Source organism: Gilliamella sp. B3127 (assembly GCF_026536935.1).
Classification (GTDB): Bacteria; Pseudomonadota; Gammaproteobacteria; order Enterobacterales; family Orbaceae; genus Gilliamella; species Gilliamella apicola_E.
This window is the reverse complement of the sequence record NZ_JAFNNI010000002.1, coordinates 250,100-275,576: the sequence shown is the minus strand read 5'-3', so window position 1 is coordinate 275,576 and position 25,477 is coordinate 250,100. Positions and strand designations below refer to the sequence as shown.

Genomic DNA, 25,477 nt, shown 5'->3' with positions numbered 1-25,477 from the left:
CAAACATGGGAAAGTTTACCAGTAGCGCATTATTCCAAAAAATTATTTTTTGGATGCCAGGCCTGATGAGTTTATTGCGATATAAGCGCGAATATCTTAGTTTTGATATTAAAGCGGGATTATCAGTGGCAGCAGTTTCTTTGCCTGTTTCTATCGCTTATGCAGAGCTTACAGGCGTCGGTGCGATTGCGGGATTATATTCAACTATCTTGCCGCTTATTGTCTATGCGCTTTTTGGTTCATCCAGGCAATTGATTGTCGGTCCCGATACAGCTACCTGTGCTGTGGTTGCTGCTGTGGTATTTCCTTTAGCAGCTAATGATCCTGTTTTACGTTGGCAATTGGTGGTGCTGTTGACCATTATGATCGGTATTTGGTGCTTGATTGCCGGTAAACTCCATTTAGGTGCTTTGGCGGATTTATTAAGCCAGCCAATTTTGATTGGCCTACTTAATGGGATTTCAATTACTATTATGGTCGATCAGTTAGCTAAGATGTTTGGCTTTAAGTATGATTATTCTTATTTGATAGAACGCATTGCTTATCTACCTTTTAAAATATCTGAAATTCATGTGTTAACGGCATTTATATCTTTTTTTACACTTGCGATTTTGGTTGTATTGAAAAAATTCAAACCACGTTATCCAGCTCCTTTGTTTGCTGTAATTATTATGACGTTTCTCTCTTGGCTGTTTAATTTTGAACATTATAATGTTCGAATCATTGGTGGAGTAACGAGTGATTTTATTCCTGCTGAGTCATGGATTGATTTTGATAAGGGCTTGATGCGTAATTTAGTCGTTCCTTCGCTCAATATCGCCGTTATTTGTTTTGTAAGTATGATGATTACGGTACGAAGCTTTGCCTCTAAAAATAATTATGAGACTAATGCCGATGTTGAATTTAAAGCATTAGGTATGGCTAATATTGTTGCAGGTTTATCGCAAGGCTTTGTAGTCAGCGGTACCTCATCACGTACCGCGGTTAATGATGCCAATGGTGGTAAAACGCAATTAGTATCAATTATTGCGGCTGTTTTGATTGGCTTTGTCGTATTGTTCTTTTTGTCACCACTACAATATATTCCAACTTGTGTGTTGGCGGTGATTTTAATATATTCTTCTTTATCTCTTATCAATTTCCAAACTATTATCCGATTTTTTAAATTCGATCGTGATGCGTTTTATTTAAGCTTAACTACGTTAATTTCGGTGTTAGTTATTGGTATTATTCCCGGTATGGCGTTGGCCGTTTTATTAGGGCTGTTTTTATTTTTGCGTCGTGTGTTTAGGCCGAATGATCAATTATTAGGTGTTGATGAAAGTGGACGAATTCATTCAATTGGTTCGGATGTTAGTCCATTAAGTAACACTATGATTTATCGCTTTAATTCTCCATTAACTTATTTCAATATTGCATACTTTAAACGTAGGATTATTAATTATATAGATGAATCTCCTGAGACAATTAATTATGTGATTGTTGATGCTATTCCTTGCTTTACCTATAAAGATGTTAGTGTTTTGACCGGTATTGACGAGTTGGTTAAATCGTTGAAGGTTAGAAATGTGGTATTAATTCTATCTGGCCGACGTAAAACATTGAAGAATTGGTTTAAGCAGATGAATATTAAATTAGATACTGATTATATTGAGTTTGCTTATGATCTTTATTTTGCTGTTAGGTCAGTGCAGAGTAAAGAACATATGGAAAGCAAAAACGACGAGGATATAAATAATTAAATTTTTAATCATTTTTTAATTAGCTAGGGATAATTATGAATCAGATAAAAGATCCACTCAAAATTGAGATGCTTAGTACTGGAGATGAGGTTTTATATGGTCAAATTGTTGATACTAATGCAGCTTGGTTATCTGATTTTTTATTTGAAGAAGGCATTTCTATCACTTCGCGCCATACAGTAGGGGATGATTTGTTGACATTGGTTGATACTCTGCAAGAGCGTAGCTTGCACAATGATATTTTAATTGTGAATGGAGGGTTAGGACCAACAAGTGATGATCTAAGTGCAAAAGCAGCTGCACAGGCTAATAATGAGTCTTTGGTTTTACACGATGAGTGGCTTAAAGTGCTTGAACGCTACTTCCTGAATCGCGGTAGAAAAATGCCATCAAGCAATATCAAACAAGCAATGTTACCTCAAAGTGCAACGTTAATTGATAATCCAATTGGAACGGCATGTGGCTTTAAGATGGTGTTAAATAATTGTCTATTATTCTTTACGCCAGGCGTTCCTTCTGAATTTAAAGAAATGATTAGAACTTCAATTTTGCCTGACATTAAGATGATCTATCCTATAACCGAACGTAAACTCTGTTATCGATTAACCACCATGGGACGAACAGAAAGTGATTTAGGAATGGAGATCGAGACTTCATTAGATATTCCTGATTTTATTACAGTTGGTTATCGTGCAGCAATGCCTATTATTGAATTGAAATTAACTGGGCCAGAAAGTAAAAAAAGTGAAATGGATAGCGCATGGCACAAAATAAAGTCTATTGTTGTAGATAATTTACTTTGTGAAGGTGTTAATCAAGGTGTATCAGGTTTAGCTCAGGTTGTATCAAGGTTGTTAAATGAAATGAATCAATCTATTGTGGTCATTGAACAACAATCAGCTGGAGTAATTGGTTATCACCTATTAGAAGCCAATGCCCCTATGGTGAAATCAGAAGTGGTACCTTTTGTGATGGAAGAACCACTTAATTACTTTTCACAAGTATTGCAAAATCAAAAAGCTGATATTGCGCTAGGGGTAGTCAATTTTCAAGAAAAGAATACGGAATTTACTTTAGTTATTGTCACTAAAAATCAAGAATTGCATTTTAAATTGAAGTATACTGGTAGAGTTCAAAATAATAAGATTCAACAACAAATTTTATCTGCGATTGCTTTAGATGGTTTGCGTCGTTATCTTTTAAATCTGCCTATCATTGGGCCTAACGTCTGGTTAGAGTTATTGGTATAGTTTTATCGTATAGTTTTAATAAATAGTTTTATAATATTGCTTCCGCTTTTAGAACAATTTTACAGGGGGTTTTCATTTGTTAGTAATATTAGTTATGGACAATTCCCTACAAAATTAAGTAGAATAGCGGATCTTTCAATTGAAGCATATAAGTTAATATATTAGAGGTAAAAATGGCTCGTGTAACTGTCCAAGATGCAGTAGAAAAAATTGGTAATCGCTTTGATCTCGTTTTAGTTGCAGCAAGACGTGCTCGTCAATTACAAGTTGAAAACAAAACGCCACTAATTCCAGAAGAAAACGATAAAGAAACTGTAGTTGCTTTACGCGAAATTGAAGATGGGCTTGTAAATAAACAAATTCTTGATACTGCTGAATTCCAAGCTCGTCAAGATGAAGAATCAGAAGTGCGTAATGCTCTTCATGAAACGGTACTTTTAGAAAATACTCCCTCATACGAATAAACATTGCTGAGAATTGTCCATGCAATATTTTGAAAGCTTAAAAGAGGTTGTTGCATTTTATCTTCCAGCTAAACAAGTTGAATTAATTCAAAATGCCTACTTTTTTGCTAAACAAGCGCATGAAGGACAATTCCGTTGTAGCGGTGAGCCCTATATTACTCATCCGGTTGCTGTAGCAACCATTTTAGCCGATATGCGGCTGGATTATGAGACCATCATCGCTGCACTTTTGCATGACACCATCGAAGATACCCAAGTCACCTTTCAAGATATAACACAAAAATTTGGCAAACATGTAGCAATGTTAGTTGAAGGTGTCTCGAAACTTGATAAGTTAAAATTTAGAAACCGACAAGAAGCTCAAGCTGAAAATTTTCGCAAAATGGTTTTAGCCATGACCGAAGATGTCCGAGTGATTCTAATTAAGTTAGCTGATAGAACGCATAATATGCGTACTCTTGGGGCATTAAGACCGGATAAACGTCGACGTATTGCTAAAGAAACATTAGAGATTTATGCTCCTTTGGCTCATCGTTTAGGTATTCATCATATTAAAACTGAGCTTGAAATACTTGGTTTTACGGCGATGCATCCTAATCGGGCTAAAGTTCTTGAAAAAGTCGTTAAAATTGCTCGTGGCACCAGAAAAGAGCTTATTCAGCAAATTCTATCAGAAATTAAAGGGCGTTTAGCTGAAGCGAATATCAATGCCCAAGTGGAAGCGCTTGAAAAGAACATTTATGCTATTTATCAAAAGATGCAACTTCGTGAACAGCATTTCCACTCAATTATGGATATTTATGTTTTCCGAATTGTAGTTGATGATGTTGATACTTGTTATCGTGCACTTGGTTTAGTCCATAACTTATATAAACCTCGACTTAATCGTTTTAAAGATTATATTGCTATTCCTAAAGCGAATGGTTATCAATCGTTGCATTCATCATTGATTGGCCCACATGGTACGCCTGTGGAAGTGCAAATTCGAACCGAAGATATGGATCAAATGGCAGAAATGGGTGTTGCTGCACATTGGATTTATAATGAAAATGATGAGTTAAATAACACTACTACTCAGATTAAAGCCCAGCGTTGGATGCAGAGCTTGTTGGAACTTCAACAAAGTGTTGGTAATTCATTTGAGTTTATTGAAAATGTTAAATCTGACCTTTTTCCAAAAGAAATTTATGTTTTTACACCCAAAGGTCGAATTGTTCAATTACCTGAAGGTTCAACAGCAGTTGATTTAGCATATGCTGTGCATTCTGATATCGGTTTCCAGTGTATTGGGGCTTTAGTTGATCGTAAACCTTACCCGCTTTCTCAACCTTTAAGCAATGGTCAAACTGTTGAAATTATTACGTCTCCAGAAAGTCGTCCTAATGCAAGCTGGCTTAATTTTGTCGTTAGTGCTAAAGCAAGATCTCGCATTCGACAAGCATTGAAAACCTTGAAGCGCGAAGATGCTATTTTATTAGGTCGTAAATTGCTTAATTTAGCGCTTATTAAATCGGGTGGAATCGACTCGCTAACTGATAAGCAGAAAGATCGTATTGTTAGTTTGACTAAGTTGACTTCGTTTGAGGATGTATTAGCTGAAATAGGGCTAGGCAATATTATGAGCCATTTTATTGTCAAAGGTCTTGAACATAAAGCGCTTTTATTTAATCAATCTGAAGAAAATAAAACATTAGTTATAACGGGAAGTGAAGGGGTATTAGTTACTTTTTCAAAATGTTGTCATCCTATTCCTAATGATCCTATTGTCGGTCATGTTAGCCCTGAAAAAGGTTTAACTGTGCATCATGAATCTTGTCGCAATGTTAGTGGTTATCAGAATAATCCCGATAAATATATTTCGCTTAAATGGGCACCAGATATTGAGCAGTTTTTTGTAGCTGAAATTTGGGTAGATATTATTAATAATCAGGGTTCTTTAGGCCATGTTCTTTCTATCATTAATGATGAGAAAGCACATATTCAATGGTTAAACACGGAAGAAAAAGATAGGCAAATCTATACAATTATTTTGCAAATTGAAGTTAAGAATACTCAACAACTTAATGATTTAATCCGAAAATTATCACTACAACAAGATGTAGTGAGTGTGACACGTAATATTAATTAGTTATTATGGTTGATCGTTTGCTAAACCGAATACCGCTTGCAAAATTAGCTGGTATTGGGCCTAGTTTAGAAAAAAAATTCTTTGCACTTGGTATTAAATCTGTTCAAGATCTCTTATTACATTTTCCTTTACGTTATGAAGATCGTTCGACATCTTCAGCAATTAGTGATGTTGCTATTGGTGAAACGACCACAATTTTAGGTCAAATTATCAAAAGTGAAATAATTACAACTAAACGTAAAATGTTGCTCTGCTATATTCAGGATGATTCTGGTATCGCTATTTTACGTTTTCTCAATTTCAACATGGGTATGAAGACTGCCATGGCATCCGGTAAATGGGTGAGGGCTTACGGAGAAATAAAGAGGGGGAGCCATTATCCAGAAATGATTCACCCACAATTTAATATTCAATCAAAAAAAGAGGAGTCGCCTAGTTTTTCTGAACCAAACGAAGAGCGATTTACGCCGATTTATTCAACCACCTATGGGTTAACTCAGAATGTCATCCGTAAAGCAATACAATCGGCATTAATATTGTTAAAACGAAACCCACCAGCTGAAATCTTACCGGTTTCAATAACCAATGGTTATTTATCTGTTGTTGAATCATTAGATATTATTCATAATCCATCATTAACAACGAATGTAGATCAGCTTATTGATGGAGAACATCCAGCAATAAAGCGTTTTGTTTTTGAAGAGTTGCTTGCTTATCATTTAAGTATGTTGTTTATTAAGGTTGATAATCAAAAACAACATTCTTATCCAATGCATAGTAATAAGCGTTATTCTCAGCCTTTCCTTGCTTCTTTGCCATTTGAACCGACAAATGCGCAAAAAAGAGTCGTACAGGATATTTATCAAGATATGGCTAAGTCAGTTCCAATGATGCGATTAGTTCAGGGAGATGTGGGCTCAGGTAAAACGTTAGTGGCAGCTTTAGCCGCTCTAAATGCTATTGAAAATAATAAGCAAGTTGTTTTAATGGCGCCGACCGAAATATTAGCCGAACAACATTTTCATAATTTTTGTCGATGGTTTGAGCCACTAGGAATAAAGGTTGAGTTGTTAACTGGGCGATTAACCGCAAAAAATAAAAAACGACGATATGATGATATTGAATTAGGCGAAATTTCAATGTTAATTGGTACTCATGCCGTATTTGTTGAGAAAGTTAAGTTTTTTCAATTAGGATTGGTGATTATTGATGAACAACATCGCTTTGGTGTAAACCAGCGATTAAGTCTTTGGGAAAAAGGTATTAAAGATGAGTGTCATCCTCATCAATTAATAATGACAGCAACGCCAATTCCAAGAACCCTAGCGATGACAGTTTATGCAGATTTAGATGTATCAATCATAGATGAATTACCTCCAGGACGAACGCCAATATCGACGATAGTGATACCAAATTCTCGTCGTGATGAAATTATTGAACGTGTCAATCAAGCTTGCATTGATAATCGCCAAGTCTATTGGGTTTGTACTTTAGTTGAAGAATCTGAAACGCTTGATGCTCAAGCTGCAGAAATGTTAGTTGCAGAATTACAAGAACGCTTACCGCATCTTATTATTGCTTTAGTGCATGGCAAAATGAAATCAGATCAAAAACAATCTGTCATGCAGGATTTTAAAGACGGTAAAATTCAATTATTAGTTGCCACAACGGTTATTGAAGTCGGTGTTGATGTGCCTAATGCCAGCTTAATGATTATTGAAAATGCTGAACGTTTAGGCTTAGCACAACTGCACCAATTACGTGGGCGAGTAGGGAGAGGTACTGCAATATCTCATTGTGTTCTTATGTATCAAGCACCTTTAAGTAAAATAGCTCAAGCACGTATGAAGGTGATGCGAGAAAGTAATGACGGTTTTGTTATTGCCCAAAAAGATCTAGAGATTCGTGGTAGTGGCGAAATTCTAGGTACAAGGCAAATAGGGGTAGCTAACTTCAAAGTAGTTGATTTAATCCGTGATCAACATCTAATTAATGAAGTGCAAAAAGCCTCTTATTATTTACAGAAGAATTATCCCGAAAGTGCTAATCAGCTAATTGAATGTTGGCTACCTGATCGAGAAAAGTACATTAATGCTTAAATTATGATAGTAGTTGAGAACTGCAATAGCTTTTTTCCATATAATATTCAATAAAAGCAGAGCGTTATTCATAAAAAAGGACTTATAGCGATATCTATAAGTCCATAAATATTAGTGTTAATTTTATTTATAAGAATGAACGGTATGGTAATTCCGGCTCATCGGTAAAGATATCTCTGAATCCTCGATAGTGCTGATAATGCATTTTATTTTTATCAGTAGGATATGTATATTTACCACCAACTTGCCAGAAAAATGGTCTAAATTGATATTCTAGGCGGTCTTTTTTCATATCCCATAATACTTCTATTTCACGAGGATCACTTTGGAAATTAGACCAAATATCATGGTGGAATGGAATGACCACTTTAGTGTTGAGAGATTCTGCTGCGCGTAAAATATCTGACGAAGTCATTTTATCGGTTACACCACGTGGATTTTCACCATAAGATAAAAGAGCAACATCAATTTTATAATCATTACCGTGTTTTGCATAATAGTTTGAATAGTGAGAATCCCCGGAATGGTAGAGTGAACCACCGGTTGTTTCGAATAAATAATTGACTGCACGATCATTCATCCCATCTAAAATGGATTTATCTGTTGACGAAACACCTTTAGGTAAAGTTACAAGTGATGTTCTATCAAATGAATCTAAAACATGAATCGTAATATCGCCAACATGTAAGGTTTCACCTACTTTGGCAACAATACAGCGTTCTTCCGGTACACCCCAACTTTTCCACAATTCGACACAAGCTTTAGGACCAATAAATTTTACTTCTGGTGAGCAATTTTGAATAACTGCAGCTGCAACATTGACATCAATATGGTCCGCATGATCATGTGTTGCCATGACGGCATCAATTTGTTTAATAGCAAATGGATCTAAAACAAATGGGCTGGTTCTTAAATTAGGTTGTAATTCACGTACACCCCCCATGCGCATCATCTGGTGTTGTTTGTTCATTAAAGGATTGGCGTGGGTTTTTTTACCTGTACCACACCAGAAATCGACAGAAATATTGGTGTTACCAGCTGATTTCAACCAAATTCCCGTACAAGCAAGCCACCACATGGTAAACGTATTAGGTTTAACTTCCGTATTTTCTATCTCTTCATTAAGCCAAGTTCCCCACTCAGGAAAAGTGTTTAAAATCCAAGAGTCACGGGTAATTTCATTCACTTTACTCATACTATGTTCCTTTTCTTCATTTAATAGTTAAACTAATATTACTTCTACGCCTTGCTCTTTTATGCAATCGATTACTTCTTTATTCGCTTGTTTACCTGTAATTAAAATATCGATTTTATTTACAGGACAAAAAAGCATGCCGGAGTTGGCTTTAGTATCGATTTTGGAGCTATCTACCACCACAACTAATTTTTCAGCTTTTTCTAAAATTTGTTGTTCTGCAACTGCACCTAAGATCTCATTTTTATAAAGACCAGTTGGTGTTAATGTTTTGCCACTAGTAAACATCCATTTTGCTGCATAAGAATCAGTAAAGCTGGCAATAGGGTTGAGTATGATATTTTGTGTTTTGTTATATAACCCTCCCATAATGATGACGTTTTCATGATCGTGTTCAATTAAATAACAGGCTAATGGAAAGTAATTGGTAATAATTGAGACATTTTTACCACACAATTCACGCCCTAATAAAAATGCTGTTGAACCGCAATTAATCACAACGTTTTCATCACTTTCGCATAGTTTAGCTGCACGTATCGCGATGCGCGCTTTTTCATGATAGTGATCGGTGTTATTGATATCTATTGGTGCCCAAATAGGTTTTTGTTCTTCTAACCGTAAAATACCATTACGTACTTTTCGCACTCGACCATCTAAAGCAAGTTTAGTTATATCTCTTCTAGCTGTAGCCGGAGAAATGGAGAAAATTTCAATTAATTCGGTGACTTTTAACTCACCTTTTTCATTGACTAAAGCAACAATTTCGTTGTGTCGCACAATTTCATTCATTGATAACCTCTTATAACATCATGAGCTAATTTGATTATTTGTGATAATAATTATCATTGGATTTATTGTCAATCGCTGATCATGTCTTATTAAAGATGAAATAATTTAATCTATTGATTAATATAACTATAATTTGATTTGTTTGGTGTTTTTTTTAGCGATAATGTGATATCCATCACAGTTTTACAGTTGATTGTTATAGAAAAGTGATCTACGTCAAAATAATCATAAATAATCATTGAATGATTAATTGTGATTATGGAAGATGAATATCAGTTAATGAATCACGATTGATTAACTGAGTTAAGTTTTAAGAAAAAAACTAACCTCACACTAAACAACCATATAAGTGGCATCTGGATAGCGTTAATTATCCTGCATTGAAAAGTTAATAAGGATTTGTAATGCAAACAGTGTCCAATAACCAATGAGAGGGGCATATGGAAGTAATCTATAACATTTTCTATATTTTTTATAGTCAAGTCATGACGAAAGCACCTTTGTTACTAGGCTTGGTGACAATGCTTGGTTATTGTCTTTTACGCAAAGACATAACCACAATTTTAAAAGGAACAATTAAAACCATTGTTGGGTTTATGTTGTTACAAGTGGGTTCAAATGTGTTGGTTTCGACCTTTAAGCCGGTTATTGCCAAATTAGCTGAATATCATGGTATTAAAGGATCTATCATTGACACTTATGCATCAATGGTTGCTGTTGAAAACGGTATGGGTGATCAGTATTCGTGGGTAGGATATGCGGTTTTATTAGCACTAGCAATTAATATTGTTTTAGTCATTTTTCGTCGTATTACCGGTATTCGTACCATAATGTTAACAGGCCATATCATGTTCCAACAAGTAGGGTTGATTACTTTATTCTATTTCCTTTTCGGTTATGGCATGTGGGAAACAATAATCTATTCAGCAATCATTACAGCGTTATATTGGGGAATATTTTCCAATATGATGTTTAAGCCTACCGAAGCAGTGACTGGTGGTGCTGGTTTTTCAATTGGACACCAGCAACAACTTGGTTCTTGGATTGCTGTTAAATTGGCACCAAAATTAGGCGATAAAGCCAATTCTGTTGATAACCTTAAATTACCTAAATGGTTACATATCTTTCATGACAGTATCGCTGCTACAGCAATTGTTATGACATTCTTTTTTGGCATTATTTTGCTTTCTTTTGGTTTGGATAATTTGCAAACTATGGCTGGCTCTACTCATTGGACTATTTATATTCTTGAAACAGGATTGAAATTTGCTGTTGCCATACAAGTTATCGTTGGTGGGGTAAGAATGTTTGTAGCTGAATTATCTGAGGCATTTAAAGGTATTTCGGAAAAATTGATCCCTAATGCAGTATTAGCAATAGATTGTGCTGCGATTTATGCATTCTCACCTAATGCTATGGTATTTGGTTTTATTTGGGGGGCATTAGGACAATTTTTAGCGATTGCTTTATTACTTATTTTCAAATCACCGATTATGATTATTCCTGGTTTTATTCCAATGTTTTTCTCTAATGCGACAATTGGTGTTTTTGCAAACCATTTTGGTGGTTGGAAAGCGGTGATGAAACTCTGTTTTGTTATGGGCATGATTGAAGTATTTGGTTCAGCTTGGGTAATTCACATTTTTGCTCAAAATGGTACTCCTATTGACGCTTGGATGGGTATGGCTGATTGGGCAATTTTATTCCCACCAATTTTACAAGGCTTATCATTCTCTCATTTATTCATCTATTTATTAATTGCATTAGCTTTAGTTTATATGTTTTTTGCTGCAAAACAGCTTAAACAAGAAGAAGCAATGCAAAAAGATCATCCAGAATTTAACGATAATCAACAAGATGTTAATGAAGCTGTGGTAGATAAAATGGATGAAGTAGCCGTGGCTGAAGGTCGTCCGATACGTATCCTTGCGGTATGTGGAAGTGGGCAAGGTTCTTCAATGATGATGAAAATGAAAATAGCTAATTATCTAGATAAGAAAGGTATTGCAAATGTGATGGATTCATGCGCGGTAACTGATTACAAATCGCGTTTACCCAATGTTGACATTATTGTGGCTTCAAAACACTTGATTCACGAAATCGAAGTTAATGAAGGACAACATGCTTTAGGTGTACAAAATATGCTTAATCCAAACACATTCGGTGATGAGCTTATTGAGATTATTAAAAAAGTACTTGCTCAATAATCGATTAAATATAAAGAGAAGAAAGGAGTACAACGATGGCTTTGAAAGAATCATTAATTGAAAATAATTCAATATTATTAAAAGCAAATGCTGCTAATTGGCAAGAAGCTGTCAAATTAGGTACCGATATGTTAGTCGCTTCAAATGCAATTAAACCTTCTTATTATGACGCAATTATCCACTGCGTTAAAACAATGGGGCCTTATATTATTATTGCACCTAATTTTGCCATGCCTCATGCCAGACCAGAAGATGGAGTCAATCGTACTGCTTTTGCTTTAGTAACCCTTAATCAACCAGTTTATTTCGATGGCGAAGAAGAACCTGTTGATGTGCTTGTTACTTTAGCAGGAAGTACATCAGATCAACACATGGAAGGATTAATGGAGGTTACCCAGGTGTTAGATGATGAAACCAGTGAAACTGGAGTCAATCTTGATAAGTTAAGAGCTTGCAAAAACAAAGAAGATGTTTATGCGGTCATCGATAAGGCATTAAATGGAGGCTAATTTATGTATCAAGCATTAAAAGAAAGAGTATTAGCAGCTAATTTAACATTGCCTCAATATCATTTGGTGACATTTACATGGGGCAATGTGTCCGAGATTGATCGTGATAAAGGTGTTATTGCTATTAAGCCATCAGGTGTCGAGTATGACAAGATGAAAGTTGATGATATTGTAGTGGTTGCACTAAATGGTGACATTATCGAAGGTCATCTAAATCCATCAAGTGATACCGCTACTCATCTTGAGCTTTATAAAGCATTTAAAGATATTGGTGGTATTGTTCATACGCATTCTCGTTATGCGACTATTTGGGCACAAGCAGAGCTCGATGTACCTGCCTTAGGAACAACCCATGCTGACTATTTTTATGGTGATGTGCCATGTACGCGTCGATTAACCGATAGCGAAATAGCAAATGATTATGAAAAAAATACCGGACTTGTGATTATTGAAGAGTTTAAACGACGCGGGCTCGATCCTAAAGCGATGCCGGGTGCAGTTATTTCTGGTCATGCTCCATTTTGTTGGGGTAAAAATGCTTTAGATGCTGTGCATAATGCAGTCGTATTGGAAGAAGTCGCAATGATGGCTATTTCTACACGTCAACTTAATCAAACAATAAAAATTCAACAAGCTTTATCGGATAAGCACTATTTTCGTAAACATGGTGCGAATGCTTATTATGGTCAAAAATAGAATGCAAGAGGGCAAATAAAATGACAAAACCTAAACTACAAATCGCATTAGATCAAACAGAATTACAACCAGCTTTAGAAGTTGCAAAAAATGTTGCTGGTTTTGTGGATATTATCGAAGTGGGAACAATTCTTGCTTTTGGTGCAGGTATTGGTGGCGTTAAAACGTTAAGACAAAAATACCCTAACCATATCTTGGTTTGTGATTTAAAAACTACCGACGGTGGCGCGATTTTAGCCAAAATGGCTTTTTCTGCAGGTGCTAATTGGTTAACTGTTTCAGCGGCTGCACATATTGCAACTATTGAAGCCTGTAAAAAAGTTGCTGATGAATTTAATGGAGAAATTCAAATAGAGTTATATGGTCATTGGACTCTAGATGATGCCAAAGCCTGGCGAAAGTTAGGTATAAAGCAAGCTATTTATCATCGTTCTCGTGATGCAGAATTAGCTGGATTTGGATGGGGTGAAGAAGACTTAGTTAAAATGCGTCAACTTTCCGACTTAGGCCTTGAGCTCTCTATCACGGGCGGTATTGTACCTGAAGATATTCATCTTTTTGCAGGAATCAAAACGAAAGCCTTTATTGCTGGTCGTGCTCTTGCTAACCAAAATGGTCAACAAACTGCACAAGCTTTAAGAGAGCAGATAGCTAAATATTGGTAATTGGTATATTGCAGTTGTCAATTCAACTGCAATGCATATTGTTCCATTTTTATTAGGTTTAGATTATGACAAAAAGAGCAATAAATATCAAAAAAAACACGCCTCGTATTGGTATTTATGAAAAAGCATTACCAAATGATTTAACGTGGCAACAAAAATTTAATGAAGCAAAAGCATTAGGATTCGATTTTATTGAATTATCCATTGATGAGTCAGACGAACGTCGAGCAAGGCTGGATTGGTCTGATGATGAAATTTATTCATTACGTCATTTGTCAGAACAAATGGGCATAGCATTGCACTCTATTTGTTTAAGTGCTCATCGAAAATATCCATTCGGTTCCAATGATGAACATATTCGCGCACAAGCAAAAAACATAATGAACAAGGCAATAGTACTTGCTTATAAATTAGGTGTCAGAGTCATTCAGCTTGCAGGATATGATGTCTATTATGAACCAGCAAGTAATCAAACCCATCAACGCTTTATTGAAGGTATGCAGTGGAGTGCTAAACAAGCAGAAAAAGCAGGTATTATGCTAGCGGTAGAAATAATGGATACTGACTATCTTAATTCACTAAGTAAATTCGAGATTCTGAAAAGGGAAATACCGTCTTCATATTTTATGGCTTATCCGGATGTTGGTAATATTTCTGGTTGGAATTACGATGTGTGCACCGAACTTTTATTAAGTCGTGATCACATTGTGCAAATTCATCTCAAAGATACCAAAAAAGTTAAATCTAATTATTCTGGGCAATTTCGAGATTTAGTTATTGGTGAAGGCGAAGTTGATTTTCCGGCCATTTTTAATACATTAAAATTAATGGATTATTGTGCTCCTTTTGTGATTGAAATGTGGGCTAAAGATGATAATTGGAAGCAAAATATTATTACTGCTCAACAAAGCCTAAATGCTATGGCATCCCAAGCAGGATATGCACTATTCTCCTAATTTACATGTAATAAAAATGATATAAAGCTCAATTAATGTCTTATTTGGGCTTTATCTATTCAGTCGAATTAAAAAAATAGTCATCAGAACGCATCAGAATGACATGTTATTTTTAACCTTAAGATCATTATTAAACTCTTTTATAGCAACATATTAATATTAAGAGATTTTTATTTATTCTTTCCACTAATTGGCCTATCGTGTAATATAATGGTCATTATAAAAAAATGAAAGAATTGCGAATATTATATGAAATCAATGATCAAATTATTCTCCATATTATTAGCCATCTTGACATTAGTTGGTTGCGGTTTAAAAGGCCCATTATATTATCCTAATGAGCAGTCAAGCACATTTGTTCAATCTAATGATGTGAGTAACATAGCTTAAAGGAATAATTCAATGAAATTTTTACATTATTGTAATGGTCAGTTATTGGCAGATGAAGTCGCTATCTCTGATCTAGCAAAGCAATATGGAACTCCGTTATATGTCTATTCTGCTGCTCATATGACAAAACAATTTCTTGCTTATCAGCAAATTCTTCAAGATAAGAAACATCTAATTTGTTATGCAGTTAAGGCTAACAGTAATTTATCGGTTTTAAATTTGTTGGCTAAACTTGGTGCCGGTTTTGATATTGTCTCGCAGGGTGAATTAGAAAGGGTGCTAAAAGCAGGTGCCGAACCTAGAAAGATAGTTTTTTCTGGTGTCGCAAAATCTATTGAAGAAATCAAACGTGCGCTTGAAGTTGGTATTAAATGTTTCAACGTTGAGTCGGAGGCGGAATTATATCGTATCAACGAAATTGCTCAACAATTAGGTAAAATTGCAACAATTTCATTAAGAATTAATCCTGATGTGGATGCCAAAACCCATCCCTATATCTCAACAGGATTGCGTGAAAATAAATTCGGCATAAGTTATCAATTAGCCCTTGATGTATACCGCAAAGCGGCTAGCTTAAATCATATTAAGATAGTTGGTATTGATTGTCATATTGGTTCTCAATTAACAGAATTATCGCCATTTTTAGATGCTGCTGATAGGATTTTAATATTGGTTGATAAACTCAAAGCAGAAAATATTCACCTTGAACATATTGATTTAGGTGGTGGATTAGGGGTCTGTTATGATAATGAAACACCTATTTCTGCATCCACACTTGTTTCAGAGTTACTTGCGAAATTAACCAATTATGCTGATCTCGAAATTATTTTTGAACCGGGCCGCTCAATTGTGGCTAATGCTGGTTTATTAATTACTAAAGTTGAATACACTAAACATCAAGATGGTAACCATTTTGCTATTGTTGATGCGGGAATGAATGATTTAATTCGCCCCGCTCTTTATAAAGCTTGGATGCGAGTTTTACCAGTAAGAGAACCAAAAAGTTCTGATAAAAAAGAATGTTACAATATCGTTGGACCAATCTGCGAATCTAGCGATGTGTTAGCTTATCAACGAGAGTTGTCCGTTGAACAAAGTGATCTATTGGTTATTTGTAGTGCTGGTGCCTATGGTTTTAGTATGGCGTCAAATTATAATAGTCACCCACGTCCAGCTGAAGTTTTGCTTGAAGGAGGAAAACAACATAAGTTAATTCGGAAACGTGAGACGTTTGATGATTTATGGCGTGGTGAATTAGTATTATAATCTTTTAAAAGTTTGTGGTGCGATAGACTCATTCGTTTAACAAATAAAGTGCTTTATTAATTAAACTTAATTAGAGTAATAGGTAATTAAAAAAAGGTAAGCAAAGATGAACTTTTCTAAAATGCATGGATTAGGTAATGATTTTATGGTTATTGATGCACTAACGCAAAATGTTCATCTTTCGAGCGAATTGATTAAACGCATGTCAGATCGCTATACCGGTATTGGCTTTGATCAGTTACTTGTTGTTGAACCACCTTATTCGCCAGAAAGCGATTTCCACTATCGCATATTTAATGCAGATGGTTCAGAAGTGGAACAATGCGGTAATGGTGCACGTTGTTTTGCTCGTTTTGTTCGTTTGAAAGGGTTGACGAAAAAACGTGTTTTAAAAGTAAGTACTATGAAAGGTAATATTGTATTGACGGTTAATGATGATGAAACCGTACGTGTTAATATGGGAACCCCTATTTTTGAGCCGAGTAAAATTCCTTTCAAAGCCATTAAAGAAGAAAAAACTTATATTATTCGTGCACAAGAACAAACAGTTCTGTGTGGCGTTGCTTCAATGGGTAATCCGCATTGTGTTATTCAGGTTGACGATATATTAACAGCTCAAGTATCAACGCTTGGTCCACTGTTAGAGCAACATGAACGTTTTCCTGAAAAAGCAAATATTGGTTTTATGCATATTATCGATCGAAATAATATTAATTTGCGCGTATTTGAACGAGGTGTTGGTGAAACACAGGCTTGTGGTACTGGTGCTTGTGCGGCTGTCGCAGTTGGTATTAATCAAGGACTCTTAAATCCACGAGTAAATGTTAATTTACCTGGTGGCAAATTAATTATCGAATGGAAAGGCAATCAGCAACCCCTTTATATGACTGGACCAGCAACACATGTATATGATGGTTATATTTCAATTTAATAACTGATGTAATTTAGGATTTGATACTGAGTACGATAGAAATAAATTATGGTCATAAAAAAAGCACAGACAGTTAAATATAAGCCTCATCGTCGACAAAAAAACTTTGTCAAATTGAATGATGAAATGGTCAGTCAGTATATCATTGATAATCCTGATTTCTTCATTCGTAATGCTGCTCAGATTGAACGAATGCGTGTACCACATCCAGTTCGCGGAATTATTTCCTTACCTGAATGGCACATGGCTAGACAGCGTAATAAAATTAATCAGTTAGAGTCTGAAATTACCATGCTAATGGAGCATGCTAGTGCTAATGAGCTGCTTTTTAATCAGTTAATGAAATTGCAATTCGACTTAATTAAAGCAAAAGATATTGATGAATTAATTGTATCTTTAAAAAATTGGGCTAAAGATTTAGGGCTCAATGGTGCTTATTTATATCTTTTCGATGATAAATGGTTACTTAGTGCGCCATCTAGCTATCATCATTTAGCCTTAAATTCATTACAATTTGATTTTATTCGTGTTCGTCATCTACAGTATAGTCAATTTTATTTAGGTCAATTAAACACAACTGAATTAGATTTTTTATTACCGCAGCATGGTTATGTCGGATCAGTTGCATTATCATTATTTGGTCAATTTGGGGACCTCGGTCTTTTGATGTTTACTAGCCCAGATCCACAACATTATCAAGTTGGGCAAGGAACTTTGTTATTAGAGAAAGTTAGTGAGATATTACCTATTTTGATTGAAAAATGGATTATGCGAAGAAAGTAAGGAACGATGATGGCTAAAACTAATCCAAATTATTCCACTTTATTAGCTGAGCCGGTAGAGCATTTCTTAAACTATCTAAAATCAGAAAAACAACTTAGCCTAAACACACAAGTTAATTATCGCCGTCAACTTTATGCCATTATCGATTTAACCAAGGATCTGGATATTGAAAAATGGCAAGCTATTGATTCGTCAGCTGTACGATTATTAATTAGCAGAAGTCGGCAAACCGGTTTACAAGCAAGAAGTCTCTCCTTACGACTGTCTGCTCTGCGAAGTTTTTTCGATTGGATGGTGAAGAATGAAATGATTTCCGTCAATCCTGCTCGAGGTGTAGTTAATCCTAAATTAGGTCAGCATCTTCCTAAAAATATCGATATTGATGAGGTTAATCAATTACTAGATATTGAATATAACGATCCATTATCTGTGCGCGATAGAGCTATGCTAGAAGTTATGTATGGTTCTGGATTACGTCTTTCTGAATTAGTTAACATTAACTGTCGAGAGCTAAATTTAAGGGAAGGGGAAGTCCGGGTAATGGGAAAAGGTAATAAGGAACGGAAATTACCTTTAGGGCGAGAATCTGTAAAATGGATTGAATATTGGTTAACCATGCGAAATGAATTAAAACCGCAGGATGATGCACTATTTATTTCTAAATTGGGGAAACGAATTTCTCCTCGTAATGTGGAGAAACGATTTGCTCAATGGGGTATCAAACAAGGATTAAGTGCACATGTTCATCCTCATAAACTACGCCATTCATTTGCAACGCATATGCTTGAATCGAGTGGTGATTTGCGAGCAGTACAAGAATTACTAGGTCATGCTGATTTATCCACTACACAAGTTTATACTCATCTGGATTTTTCACATTTATCGGAAGTTTATGATTCTGCTCATCCACGAGCTAAAAGAGGGAAAAAATAATGCATTTTTATCGTTCAATTGACTGCATTAAAGCGATCACTTTCGATCTAGATGATACTCTATATGATAATAGTATGATAGTAGATAAAGCTGAAGAGGAAATGATAAAAAATTTACAGAAATATGAACAGTTTCAAAATTTAACATTAGATTTATATTTCCAAGAAAAAAGTTTGGTGCTATCAATCAATCCGGAAGTTTATCATGATGTGATAGTTTGGCGGATAGACACTATAAAATCTTTATTGAGTAGAACTAATATACCAGTATCTCAACATTCTCAGATAATTGATGATGCGGTAGATTGTTTCAATGTTTGGCGCCATAAGATGGTTGTTCCTCAATCAACACATACTTTATTAACTAAACTAGCAAAAAAATATCCATTAGCTGTAATTACTAATGGTAATGTCGATGTAAATAAAATCGGATTGGGAGACTATTTCCAATTTTCTTTACGCGGTGGACCGGATGGACGTTCAAAACCATTTCCAGAAATTTTTGATTTGGCTGCAAAAAAATTATCCATACCCAATAAATATATATTACATGTCGGCGACAATTTAGAGACTGATGTTAATGGCGCCATCAATAATGGTTATTTATCGTGTTGGATAAATATCTTTGAGCAAGATATTTATCATCTTACTGATGCAAGGTGCTTGCCTCATATTGAGATAAGCCGATTGATAGAATTAGATAATCTGTTATAATCATCGCATATGTGTATAAAAAGACAGTACAGTTAGATGTAAATAAGTTTGCATTTACTACCTGTCTTTATTTTTTTAATAGACTCACCAATAAATATTATAAAGAAAATGGCAATTTTAAAAAGATTCAATATATCAATAATTAATAGTGGTTTATGTAATCGGGATGGGTTAACACATAATGGACATTAAGCAATCATTATTAGAAGACCTTAACACAGAACAACAAACCGCAGTAGTTACAGATAATCAATACACTATTGTACTTGCAGGTGCCGGAAGTGGTAAGACTCGTGTACTTGTCCATCGAATTGCTTGGCTCTGTGTTGAGAAGAATTATTCATCCGGTTCGATTTTTGCAGTTACTTTCACCAATAAAGCTGCTGCTGAAATGCAGGAAAGAATTGAATCGTTAGTTGGTGAAAGATATTTAAATGGAATGTGGGTTGGTACCTTCCACGGTTTAACTCATCGCTTATTACGCATGTTTCCTCAACAAGCTAACCTTCCAGATAACTTTCAGCTTATTGATACAGAAGATCAGATTCGACTTATCAAGCGAATTTTCCGAGAACTTCAAGTAGATGAAAAGCAATGGTCAGCAAAAGAGTGTGCTAATTATATTTCTGCGCAAAAAGAGAAAGGATTACGCGCTAAAGACCTGCTGCCAGAAGATCCAAAACAAATAATGTGGCAAGTGATCTATCGTGATTATCAAGCAATTTGCGATAAAGTTGGCTACGTTGATTTTTCTGAGTTAATTCTGAGGGCTTATGAATTACTTTGTAGAGATGAGAATGTTTTAGATTATTGCCGTAATCGTTTCTCAAATATTCTCATTGATGAGTTTCAAGATACTAATAAAATTCAATATCGATTTGTACAAAAATTAGCGGGTAATACAGCTAATATCATGATTGTTGGTGATGATGACCAGTCAATTTATAGTTGGCGTGGTGCTAATGCCGATAATCTTCAATTATTTATCAATGATTATCCCGACACTGAAATTGTTCGCTTAGAGCAAAATTATCGATCCACCGGGTTTATTTTAGATTCAGCAAATAAATTGATTGCTAACAATAAAAATCGGTTAGGTAAAAATTTATGGACCGATAGTGGCGATGGTGAAAAAATCTTGCTTTACAGAAGTTTTAATGATGCTGATGAGGCAAGATTTGTTGTTGTTCAAATAAAAAAACTCCATGAGCAAGGTCAAAATTACTCTAGTTGCGCGATTTTGTATCGTAATAATGTTCAATCTCGGATTTTTGAAGATACATTAATGCAAAATGGCATACCTTTCCAAATTTATGGCTCGATTAGATTCTATGAAAGGCAAGAGGTTAAATTGGCTCTTGCTTATTTACGTCTATTACATGACCATAACAATGATATGGCATTTGAAGCAACTATAAATACTCCAACTCGTGGTATAGGCCAAGTTACTTTAGATAAAATTAGACATTTTGCTAAGCATAAAAATATGTCGTTATGGGATGCTTGCTTAACTTTAATTGAAAAGAAGGAACTTTCTGATAGACAACTTACAGACATAAATCGATTTATCCATTTAATGCAATCGATTCACGCTGAAGTTAATGACTTACCTTTTTATAAACAGTTAGAGAAGATTATTACATTATCAGGTGTCTTGCGAATGTATGAACAAGAGCCGGGTATTAAAGGTCAGGCAAGGTTAGAAAATCTTGAAGAGCTTGTTTCTGCAGCAGAGCAATTTTACCGTGTTAATCAAAATACCGTGATAGAGGATGCTGAAACAGGTAAACCATTAACAATTTTAGAATCATTCTTATCGGTTACATCGCTTGAAAGCCGTGATGTGGGTACTGACCAAGATTCTGTCCAACTGATGACGCTACATTCAGCAAAGGGATTAGAATTTGACAATGTCTTTATTGTAGGCTGGGAAGAGGGTATCTTCCCTACACAGCGTTCTATTCAAGAAGTCGATAAAATGGAAGAAGAAAGACGTTTAGCTTATGTTGGTATAACGCGAGCAAGAAAAAACTTAACACTTTCATTGACAGAACAAAGACGACTCTATGGTCGAGAAGAACGAAATTTACCTTCGCGTTTTTTAGATGAGTTGCCAGTTGAAAACTTAAATGAAACTTATTACCAAGGTAGTTTCTCTTCATTTGGAGGGCGATCTAGTTACCAAAATAAAGATGATGAGTTTTATCAAGAACGTAAAAAATCTTATTCTAAGAAGAAAAAGGAAGATGATGGTTATACGTTAGGTAGAAAGGTTAAACATAACCGTTTTGGTGAGGGATCAATTATCAATCTTGATGGTGAAGGTGAGCATAGACGAGTTCAAATCGCTTTCGTTGATGTTGGTATTAAATGGTTAGTAATAAAATTAGCAAATCTGACATTATTATAAATGCCATCTACCTAAATAAAATAGGCGCTAAATATTAATTTATCGCCTATTTTTTTATGAAAATTATTCAGCTTGTTCTTCTATGGCTTGGGTAAAAATATCTTCAAATGTTTGATCTGATCGATTACAAATCCATTTGTTGTTTATAAAGTCAAAATGATAACCTTGTTTTCTTGTTGCTAACCAAACTTGAAATAAGGGTTCTTGTGTATTAATGATAATTTTACTGTTATTTGGAAAGCTGATATTAATAACATTACTATTAGTTTCGTAATCTAAATCGATATCATGCTCATCAGCATAATCATCAAGGTATGATTCAATTTGGTTAAAAAGTTGATCAGTTAAAGTATGAAATTGAGTGACGTTCATATTGGTGTGATTATATTGAGCAATTAATATAGGAATAGTAGCATAAATAGAGAGACTCCGCCACAGCTAGGTGGCGAGAGCAAATTAAGTGTTACTGGTTGAGAGGTAATGAACAAGCCATTATTAATAATTTATAATTATCGTCATTTTTTTCGGCTCGCATCCAACGGCTTGGAATATTAATATTATTAATTAATTTACCCTCTGCAAAGTTTTTTTCAACAAGATCAAGTTGTCCTTTAGCAATTTCTTTTTTGTCACAATTAGCGTAATAGTTAATGACTATAGTGCGATAGGGTGTTTTCACATTATCTATGTTTTGGACTAATGCAGGAGTATAATTGATCACTTCTTTAAAGACACGAATTCGAGGATTATATGGGTGTGACTTTATCGATTTTTTATCAAGGAATGAATACCCAACCTTATTATCTTCGTCAGTTTTAGAAATAGGTGCAAATTGCTCACCGATTCTAGGATTGCTCAACATTTCCTTAACTTCTTTTGCTTGAGTGGCTTTCTCTTCTTCAGTAAGTTTTGGCTTTTCATCTGTTGCATGGCTTATAGTTGCAAAAGAAAAAAGAATTAAGACTAAGCATAATTTTTTCATTTAAATGTTATCTCCCTCTTTTGATCCCTTGCCTTCACTTGATTCTTGTGTTGCATTATTTTTCTCTTGTTCTTTTTTTAATTTAGAAGCTTCGATCTTTTCTTGCTGCTCTTTTCTTATTTGATCATCAAATAGCTTTATATCAGGACGATCTTTATAAAGCATATCTTTCTTTAAATCGCCTTGAATAGTACAAAGAACTCGATTTTGGTTGTTGTCTAGGTTTTCTAAATATAGTGATTTCTCAATTGTCCCAAGTTTTGGCACTACACCATCAATTGAATAGAGATTATCTGTCCACTCGGGGGATTTAGCATTACGATCATAAATTTTAGCATTAGCAATATAAACATTTTCATTATAATTTGACCATTTTATATTTTTTAATGCATTAATAATTTCTTCTTGGCTATTATCAAAAATAAAGCCCCAATAATAATATTTTCCAGATAAATTTGTTGGAATATATATGTCTTGGTATCCCGTAATAGTTAACCCACGATATTTAAGTGGTTTTTTAAAAATAACTTTATTTTTATCTTGTTGATAAATGGATTCTACAGGAATGAATGTCACATTATCTTTTGTGGTTAAATCAACATACTCGCTAAATGTTTCTTTATTTTCAGCTAGATTTTGGAAAAATTGATTATCACATGCAAGAAAAGTATCAACTATCTTATCTGTTACACTTGCTTTATTGTCTTGAGCAAAAGCTATGCAAGAAACGAGCGAAGAACAAGCAATCACAGTAAGTTTTTTGAAAAGCATGGGTTGTTCCTTTAAAAAAGCGCTAATAGAATGTAACCATATTGTAAAGCAATGTAAGTTGGTGTCAATCTAAACAGTTTTAATTTTGAACAAAAATCAGTAAATCACCAGCATTAAAAGAGATTTCGATAGTGTCATTAATCGCTTTATTACGTAAACTAGTAAAACTACCTAAAGATAGAGTTTGATTATGTAATGGGTATTCAAAACCGGTTATAGTCAACCCTGTAACTTTGGATAGAGGCATTAATGAAATAATATGGTATTTAACATGATGGATAATTTGATGGTTAGTTGCGAAGAAAAAGTGACAATAATCATCATAAAACAGCATTTTAAATTGTTGATGATATTGCATAGCAACCGATAAATTACCTAGAAAGTGGTCACTGGATCGTCCTGATGCACCATATATGGTAAATGATGTGACTCCTTTACTATTTAAAAACAACAACGCTTTTTCAAAGTCAGTTTTAGATTGATCTGGTGTATGAATGATTTGGGTTTTATCGGGAATTGTCATTGTGGAGTTAATGCTATCTAAATCACCGATTATAAAATCTGGTTTAATTGAAGATTTAGATAGATAACTATGATATGCACCGTCAGTACATGCGATATAATTATAATTACCTAAATGGGTAGGTAAATTTTTAGGTGGTTCGCCATTTACAAATAACAGTGCTGTGAACATTATTACTCCCATTAAAACATTTTATAACGCTAAAGTATAAGCCATAATAATTGCATCTTCTTTATTACCATCGGTGGTTGGGTAATAATTTTTTCTAATAGTTATTTGATTGAACCCTATTGAGTGATATAACTCAAGTGCTGGCGCATTTGATTTTCTTACTTCTAACCATATTGTCGAAATTTTATTTGGCATTGCCATTAAATCATCAATCAACTGGTTTAATAATGTTTTTGCTAACCCTCGATTCCGGTATTTAGGATGTATGGCAATATTAAATAAACTTGCTTCATCAGCTACCTGTTGGCAAATACAAAAGCCTACAATTTTATTATCAACGGTTATTTTAAGGTTTAAATAACGTTCTCCTTGATTTGAAAAGAAAGTCTCTTTAGACCAAGGAATAGGGTAGCATAATCGCTCTAACTCATAGGCTTCTGCTAGATCATTTTCATTTAGGATGGAAATCGTTTTCATATTCACATAATTGTAGCCAAAGCTGTCGCTTTTGTTGTGGATCTTTGGCTAGCGAAACTAAATCGCTGGTTTTAATCGTTAATTTATTTTGCCATTGTTCATAGCTTTTTATGTCAATAAACCAAGTTACAACTTTTACTTCATCTGCCGGTATTATTAATTGCGAAGGCGTAAGAAATAAAACTTGCTCTTCAGTTAACTCAATGGCTTTTAAAATATCATAATAAATTTTTTGTGTTGGTTGCTTTTTAGCAACGACGATTAAACGAATTTTATCGTCGATATGTGTAGCAACTTCACCTTGAAAAACGGCAGAATTGCGTAAAACATATTGGGTAATATCACATTGCTTTAGATACCAATCAGTTGCTGTCATTGTCGGATTACTGTTTTTATTAGGGATTAAAGAAAGTTAATTGTATAATCT

25 protein-coding genes are annotated in these 25,477 nt (G+C 34.6%); 17 read left to right on the top strand and 8 right to left on the bottom strand.

Translation table 11 applies throughout. The features are described from left to right. Positions 1-5 precede the first annotated feature (5 nt). The 5 genes from J3U00_RS04370 to recG all read left to right on the top strand — a co-directional run bounded on the left by J3U00_RS04370 (position 6) and on the right by recG (position 7,683). Complete coding sequence (locus J3U00_RS04370) at positions 6-1,742, top strand: SulP family inorganic anion transporter (protein WP_267331691.1); 1,737 nt, start codon at positions 6-8, stop codon at positions 1,740-1,742. Between the two features lie 35 nt (positions 1,743-1,777). Continuing rightward, positions 1,778-2,992, top strand: a complete 1,215-nt coding sequence (locus tag J3U00_RS04365) for a CinA family nicotinamide mononucleotide deamidase-related protein (RefSeq protein ID WP_267331690.1) — start codon at positions 1,778-1,780, stop codon at positions 2,990-2,992. Positions 2,993-3,165: 173 nt separating this feature from the next. Further along, positions 3,166-3,456, top strand: a complete 291-nt coding sequence (gene rpoZ / locus J3U00_RS04360; protein WP_065563143.1) for a DNA-directed RNA polymerase subunit omega — start codon at positions 3,166-3,168, stop codon at positions 3,454-3,456. A 19-nt stretch (positions 3,457-3,475) separates the two neighbouring features. Further along, complete coding sequence (spoT, locus tag J3U00_RS04355; RefSeq protein ID WP_267331689.1) at positions 3,476-5,584, top strand: bifunctional GTP diphosphokinase/guanosine-3',5'-bis pyrophosphate 3'-pyrophosphohydrolase; 2,109 nt, start codon at positions 3,476-3,478, stop codon at positions 5,582-5,584. A 5-nt stretch (positions 5,585-5,589) separates the two neighbouring features. Then, positions 5,590-7,683 (top strand): ATP-dependent DNA helicase RecG, encoded by a 2,094-nt coding sequence (gene recG / locus J3U00_RS04350; protein WP_267331688.1) that lies wholly within the window; start codon positions 5,590-5,592, stop codon positions 7,681-7,683. 127 nt (positions 7,684-7,810) lie between these two features. Here the strand turns inward: recG and ulaG are convergent, their stop codons facing one another. Continuing rightward, on the bottom strand, positions 7,811-8,878 hold the full coding sequence (ulaG, locus tag J3U00_RS04345) for an L-ascorbate 6-phosphate lactonase (RefSeq protein ID WP_065733831.1): 1,068 nt from the start codon (positions 8,876-8,878) through the stop codon (positions 7,811-7,813). Between the two features lie 27 nt (positions 8,879-8,905). Then, positions 8,906-9,667, bottom strand: coding sequence for an HTH-type transcriptional regulator UlaR (gene ulaR / locus J3U00_RS04340; RefSeq protein ID WP_065563139.1), 762 nt, complete (start codon positions 9,665-9,667; stop codon positions 8,906-8,908). 440 nt (positions 9,668-10,107) lie between these two features. On the opposite strand from ulaR, the gene J3U00_RS04335 reads away from it, so the two are divergent. The 12 genes from J3U00_RS04335 to uvrD all read left to right on the top strand — a co-directional run bounded on the left by J3U00_RS04335 (position 10,108) and on the right by uvrD (position 22,126). Further along, positions 10,108-11,874, top strand: a complete 1,767-nt coding sequence (locus tag J3U00_RS04335) for a PTS ascorbate-specific subunit IIBC (RefSeq protein WP_065733832.1) — start codon at positions 10,108-10,110, stop codon at positions 11,872-11,874. Positions 11,875-11,909: 35 nt separating this feature from the next. Then, positions 11,910-12,383, top strand: a complete 474-nt coding sequence (locus tag J3U00_RS04330; RefSeq protein WP_065563137.1) for a PTS sugar transporter subunit IIA — start codon at positions 11,910-11,912, stop codon at positions 12,381-12,383. Positions 12,384-12,386: 3 nt separating this feature from the next. Further along, a complete protein-coding gene (locus J3U00_RS04325; protein WP_065563136.1) occupies positions 12,387-13,079 on the top strand; it encodes an L-ribulose-5-phosphate 4-epimerase in 693 nt (230 codons plus the stop codon). Positions 13,080-13,099: 20 nt separating this feature from the next. Next, positions 13,100-13,744, top strand: coding sequence for a 3-keto-L-gulonate-6-phosphate decarboxylase UlaD (locus tag J3U00_RS04320; protein WP_267331687.1), 645 nt, complete (start codon positions 13,100-13,102; stop codon positions 13,742-13,744). Between the two features lie 65 nt (positions 13,745-13,809). Continuing rightward, the gene (locus J3U00_RS04315) at positions 13,810-14,700 is read left to right on the top strand and encodes an L-ribulose-5-phosphate 3-epimerase (RefSeq protein ID WP_267331686.1); all 891 of its coding nucleotides are present in this window, start codon (positions 13,810-13,812) and stop codon (positions 14,698-14,700) included. Positions 14,701-14,949: 249 nt separating this feature from the next. Further along, positions 14,950-15,090, top strand: coding sequence for an LPS translocon maturation chaperone LptM (lptM, locus tag J3U00_RS11645; RefSeq protein WP_141673954.1), 141 nt, complete (start codon positions 14,950-14,952; stop codon positions 15,088-15,090). A gap of 12 nt (positions 15,091-15,102) precedes the next feature. Beyond that, positions 15,103-16,356, top strand: coding sequence for a diaminopimelate decarboxylase (gene lysA / locus J3U00_RS04310; protein WP_267331685.1), 1,254 nt, complete (start codon positions 15,103-15,105; stop codon positions 16,354-16,356). A gap of 106 nt (positions 16,357-16,462) precedes the next feature. Then, positions 16,463-17,287, top strand: a complete 825-nt coding sequence (dapF, locus tag J3U00_RS04305; protein WP_065563132.1) for a diaminopimelate epimerase — start codon at positions 16,463-16,465, stop codon at positions 17,285-17,287. A 48-nt stretch (positions 17,288-17,335) separates the two neighbouring features. Then, on the top strand, positions 17,336-18,070 hold the full coding sequence (locus J3U00_RS04300) for a DUF484 family protein (RefSeq protein ID WP_267331684.1): 735 nt from the start codon (positions 17,336-17,338) through the stop codon (positions 18,068-18,070). Positions 18,071-18,079: 9 nt separating this feature from the next. Continuing rightward, positions 18,080-19,003, top strand: a complete 924-nt coding sequence (xerC, locus tag J3U00_RS04295; RefSeq protein WP_267331683.1) for a tyrosine recombinase XerC — start codon at positions 18,080-18,082, stop codon at positions 19,001-19,003. Continuing rightward, the gene (gene yigB / locus J3U00_RS04290; RefSeq protein WP_267331682.1) at positions 19,003-19,716 is read left to right on the top strand and encodes a 5-amino-6-(5-phospho-D-ribitylamino)uracil phosphatase YigB; all 714 of its coding nucleotides are present in this window, start codon (positions 19,003-19,005) and stop codon (positions 19,714-19,716) included. Before xerC ends, yigB begins: the two co-directional genes overlap by 1 nt. Positions 19,717-19,897: 181 nt before the next feature. After that, the gene (gene uvrD, locus J3U00_RS04285) at positions 19,898-22,126 is read left to right on the top strand and encodes a DNA helicase II (protein ID WP_267331681.1); all 2,229 of its coding nucleotides are present in this window, start codon (positions 19,898-19,900) and stop codon (positions 22,124-22,126) included. Between the two features lie 63 nt (positions 22,127-22,189). On the opposite strand, the gene cyaY is transcribed toward uvrD, so the two are convergent. The 6 genes from cyaY to J3U00_RS04255 all read right to left on the bottom strand — a co-directional run bounded on the left by cyaY (position 22,190) and on the right by J3U00_RS04255 (position 25,426). Continuing rightward, the gene (gene cyaY / locus J3U00_RS04280) at positions 22,190-22,498 is read right to left on the bottom strand and encodes an iron donor protein CyaY (RefSeq protein WP_267331680.1); all 309 of its coding nucleotides are present in this window, start codon (positions 22,496-22,498) and stop codon (positions 22,190-22,192) included. Between the two features lie 91 nt (positions 22,499-22,589). Next, the gene (locus J3U00_RS04275) at positions 22,590-23,108 is read right to left on the bottom strand and encodes a surface-adhesin E family protein (RefSeq protein ID WP_267331679.1); all 519 of its coding nucleotides are present in this window, start codon (positions 23,106-23,108) and stop codon (positions 22,590-22,592) included. After that, the gene (locus J3U00_RS04270) at positions 23,109-23,879 is read right to left on the bottom strand and encodes a hypothetical protein (protein WP_267331678.1); all 771 of its coding nucleotides are present in this window, start codon (positions 23,877-23,879) and stop codon (positions 23,109-23,111) included. A 79-nt stretch (positions 23,880-23,958) separates the two neighbouring features. Next, the gene (locus J3U00_RS04265; protein WP_267331677.1) at positions 23,959-24,573 is read right to left on the bottom strand and encodes a thiamine diphosphokinase; all 615 of its coding nucleotides are present in this window, start codon (positions 24,571-24,573) and stop codon (positions 23,959-23,961) included. 21 nt (positions 24,574-24,594) lie between these two features. Continuing rightward, on the bottom strand, positions 24,595-25,050 hold the full coding sequence (gene rimI / locus J3U00_RS04260) for a ribosomal protein S18-alanine N-acetyltransferase (RefSeq protein WP_267331676.1): 456 nt from the start codon (positions 25,048-25,050) through the stop codon (positions 24,595-24,597). Next, a complete protein-coding gene (locus J3U00_RS04255; protein WP_267331675.1) occupies positions 25,025-25,426 on the bottom strand; it encodes a DNA polymerase III subunit psi in 402 nt (133 codons plus the stop codon). The genes rimI and J3U00_RS04255 overlap by 26 nt, the downstream gene beginning before the upstream one ends. Positions 25,427-25,477: the final 51 nt, after the last annotated feature.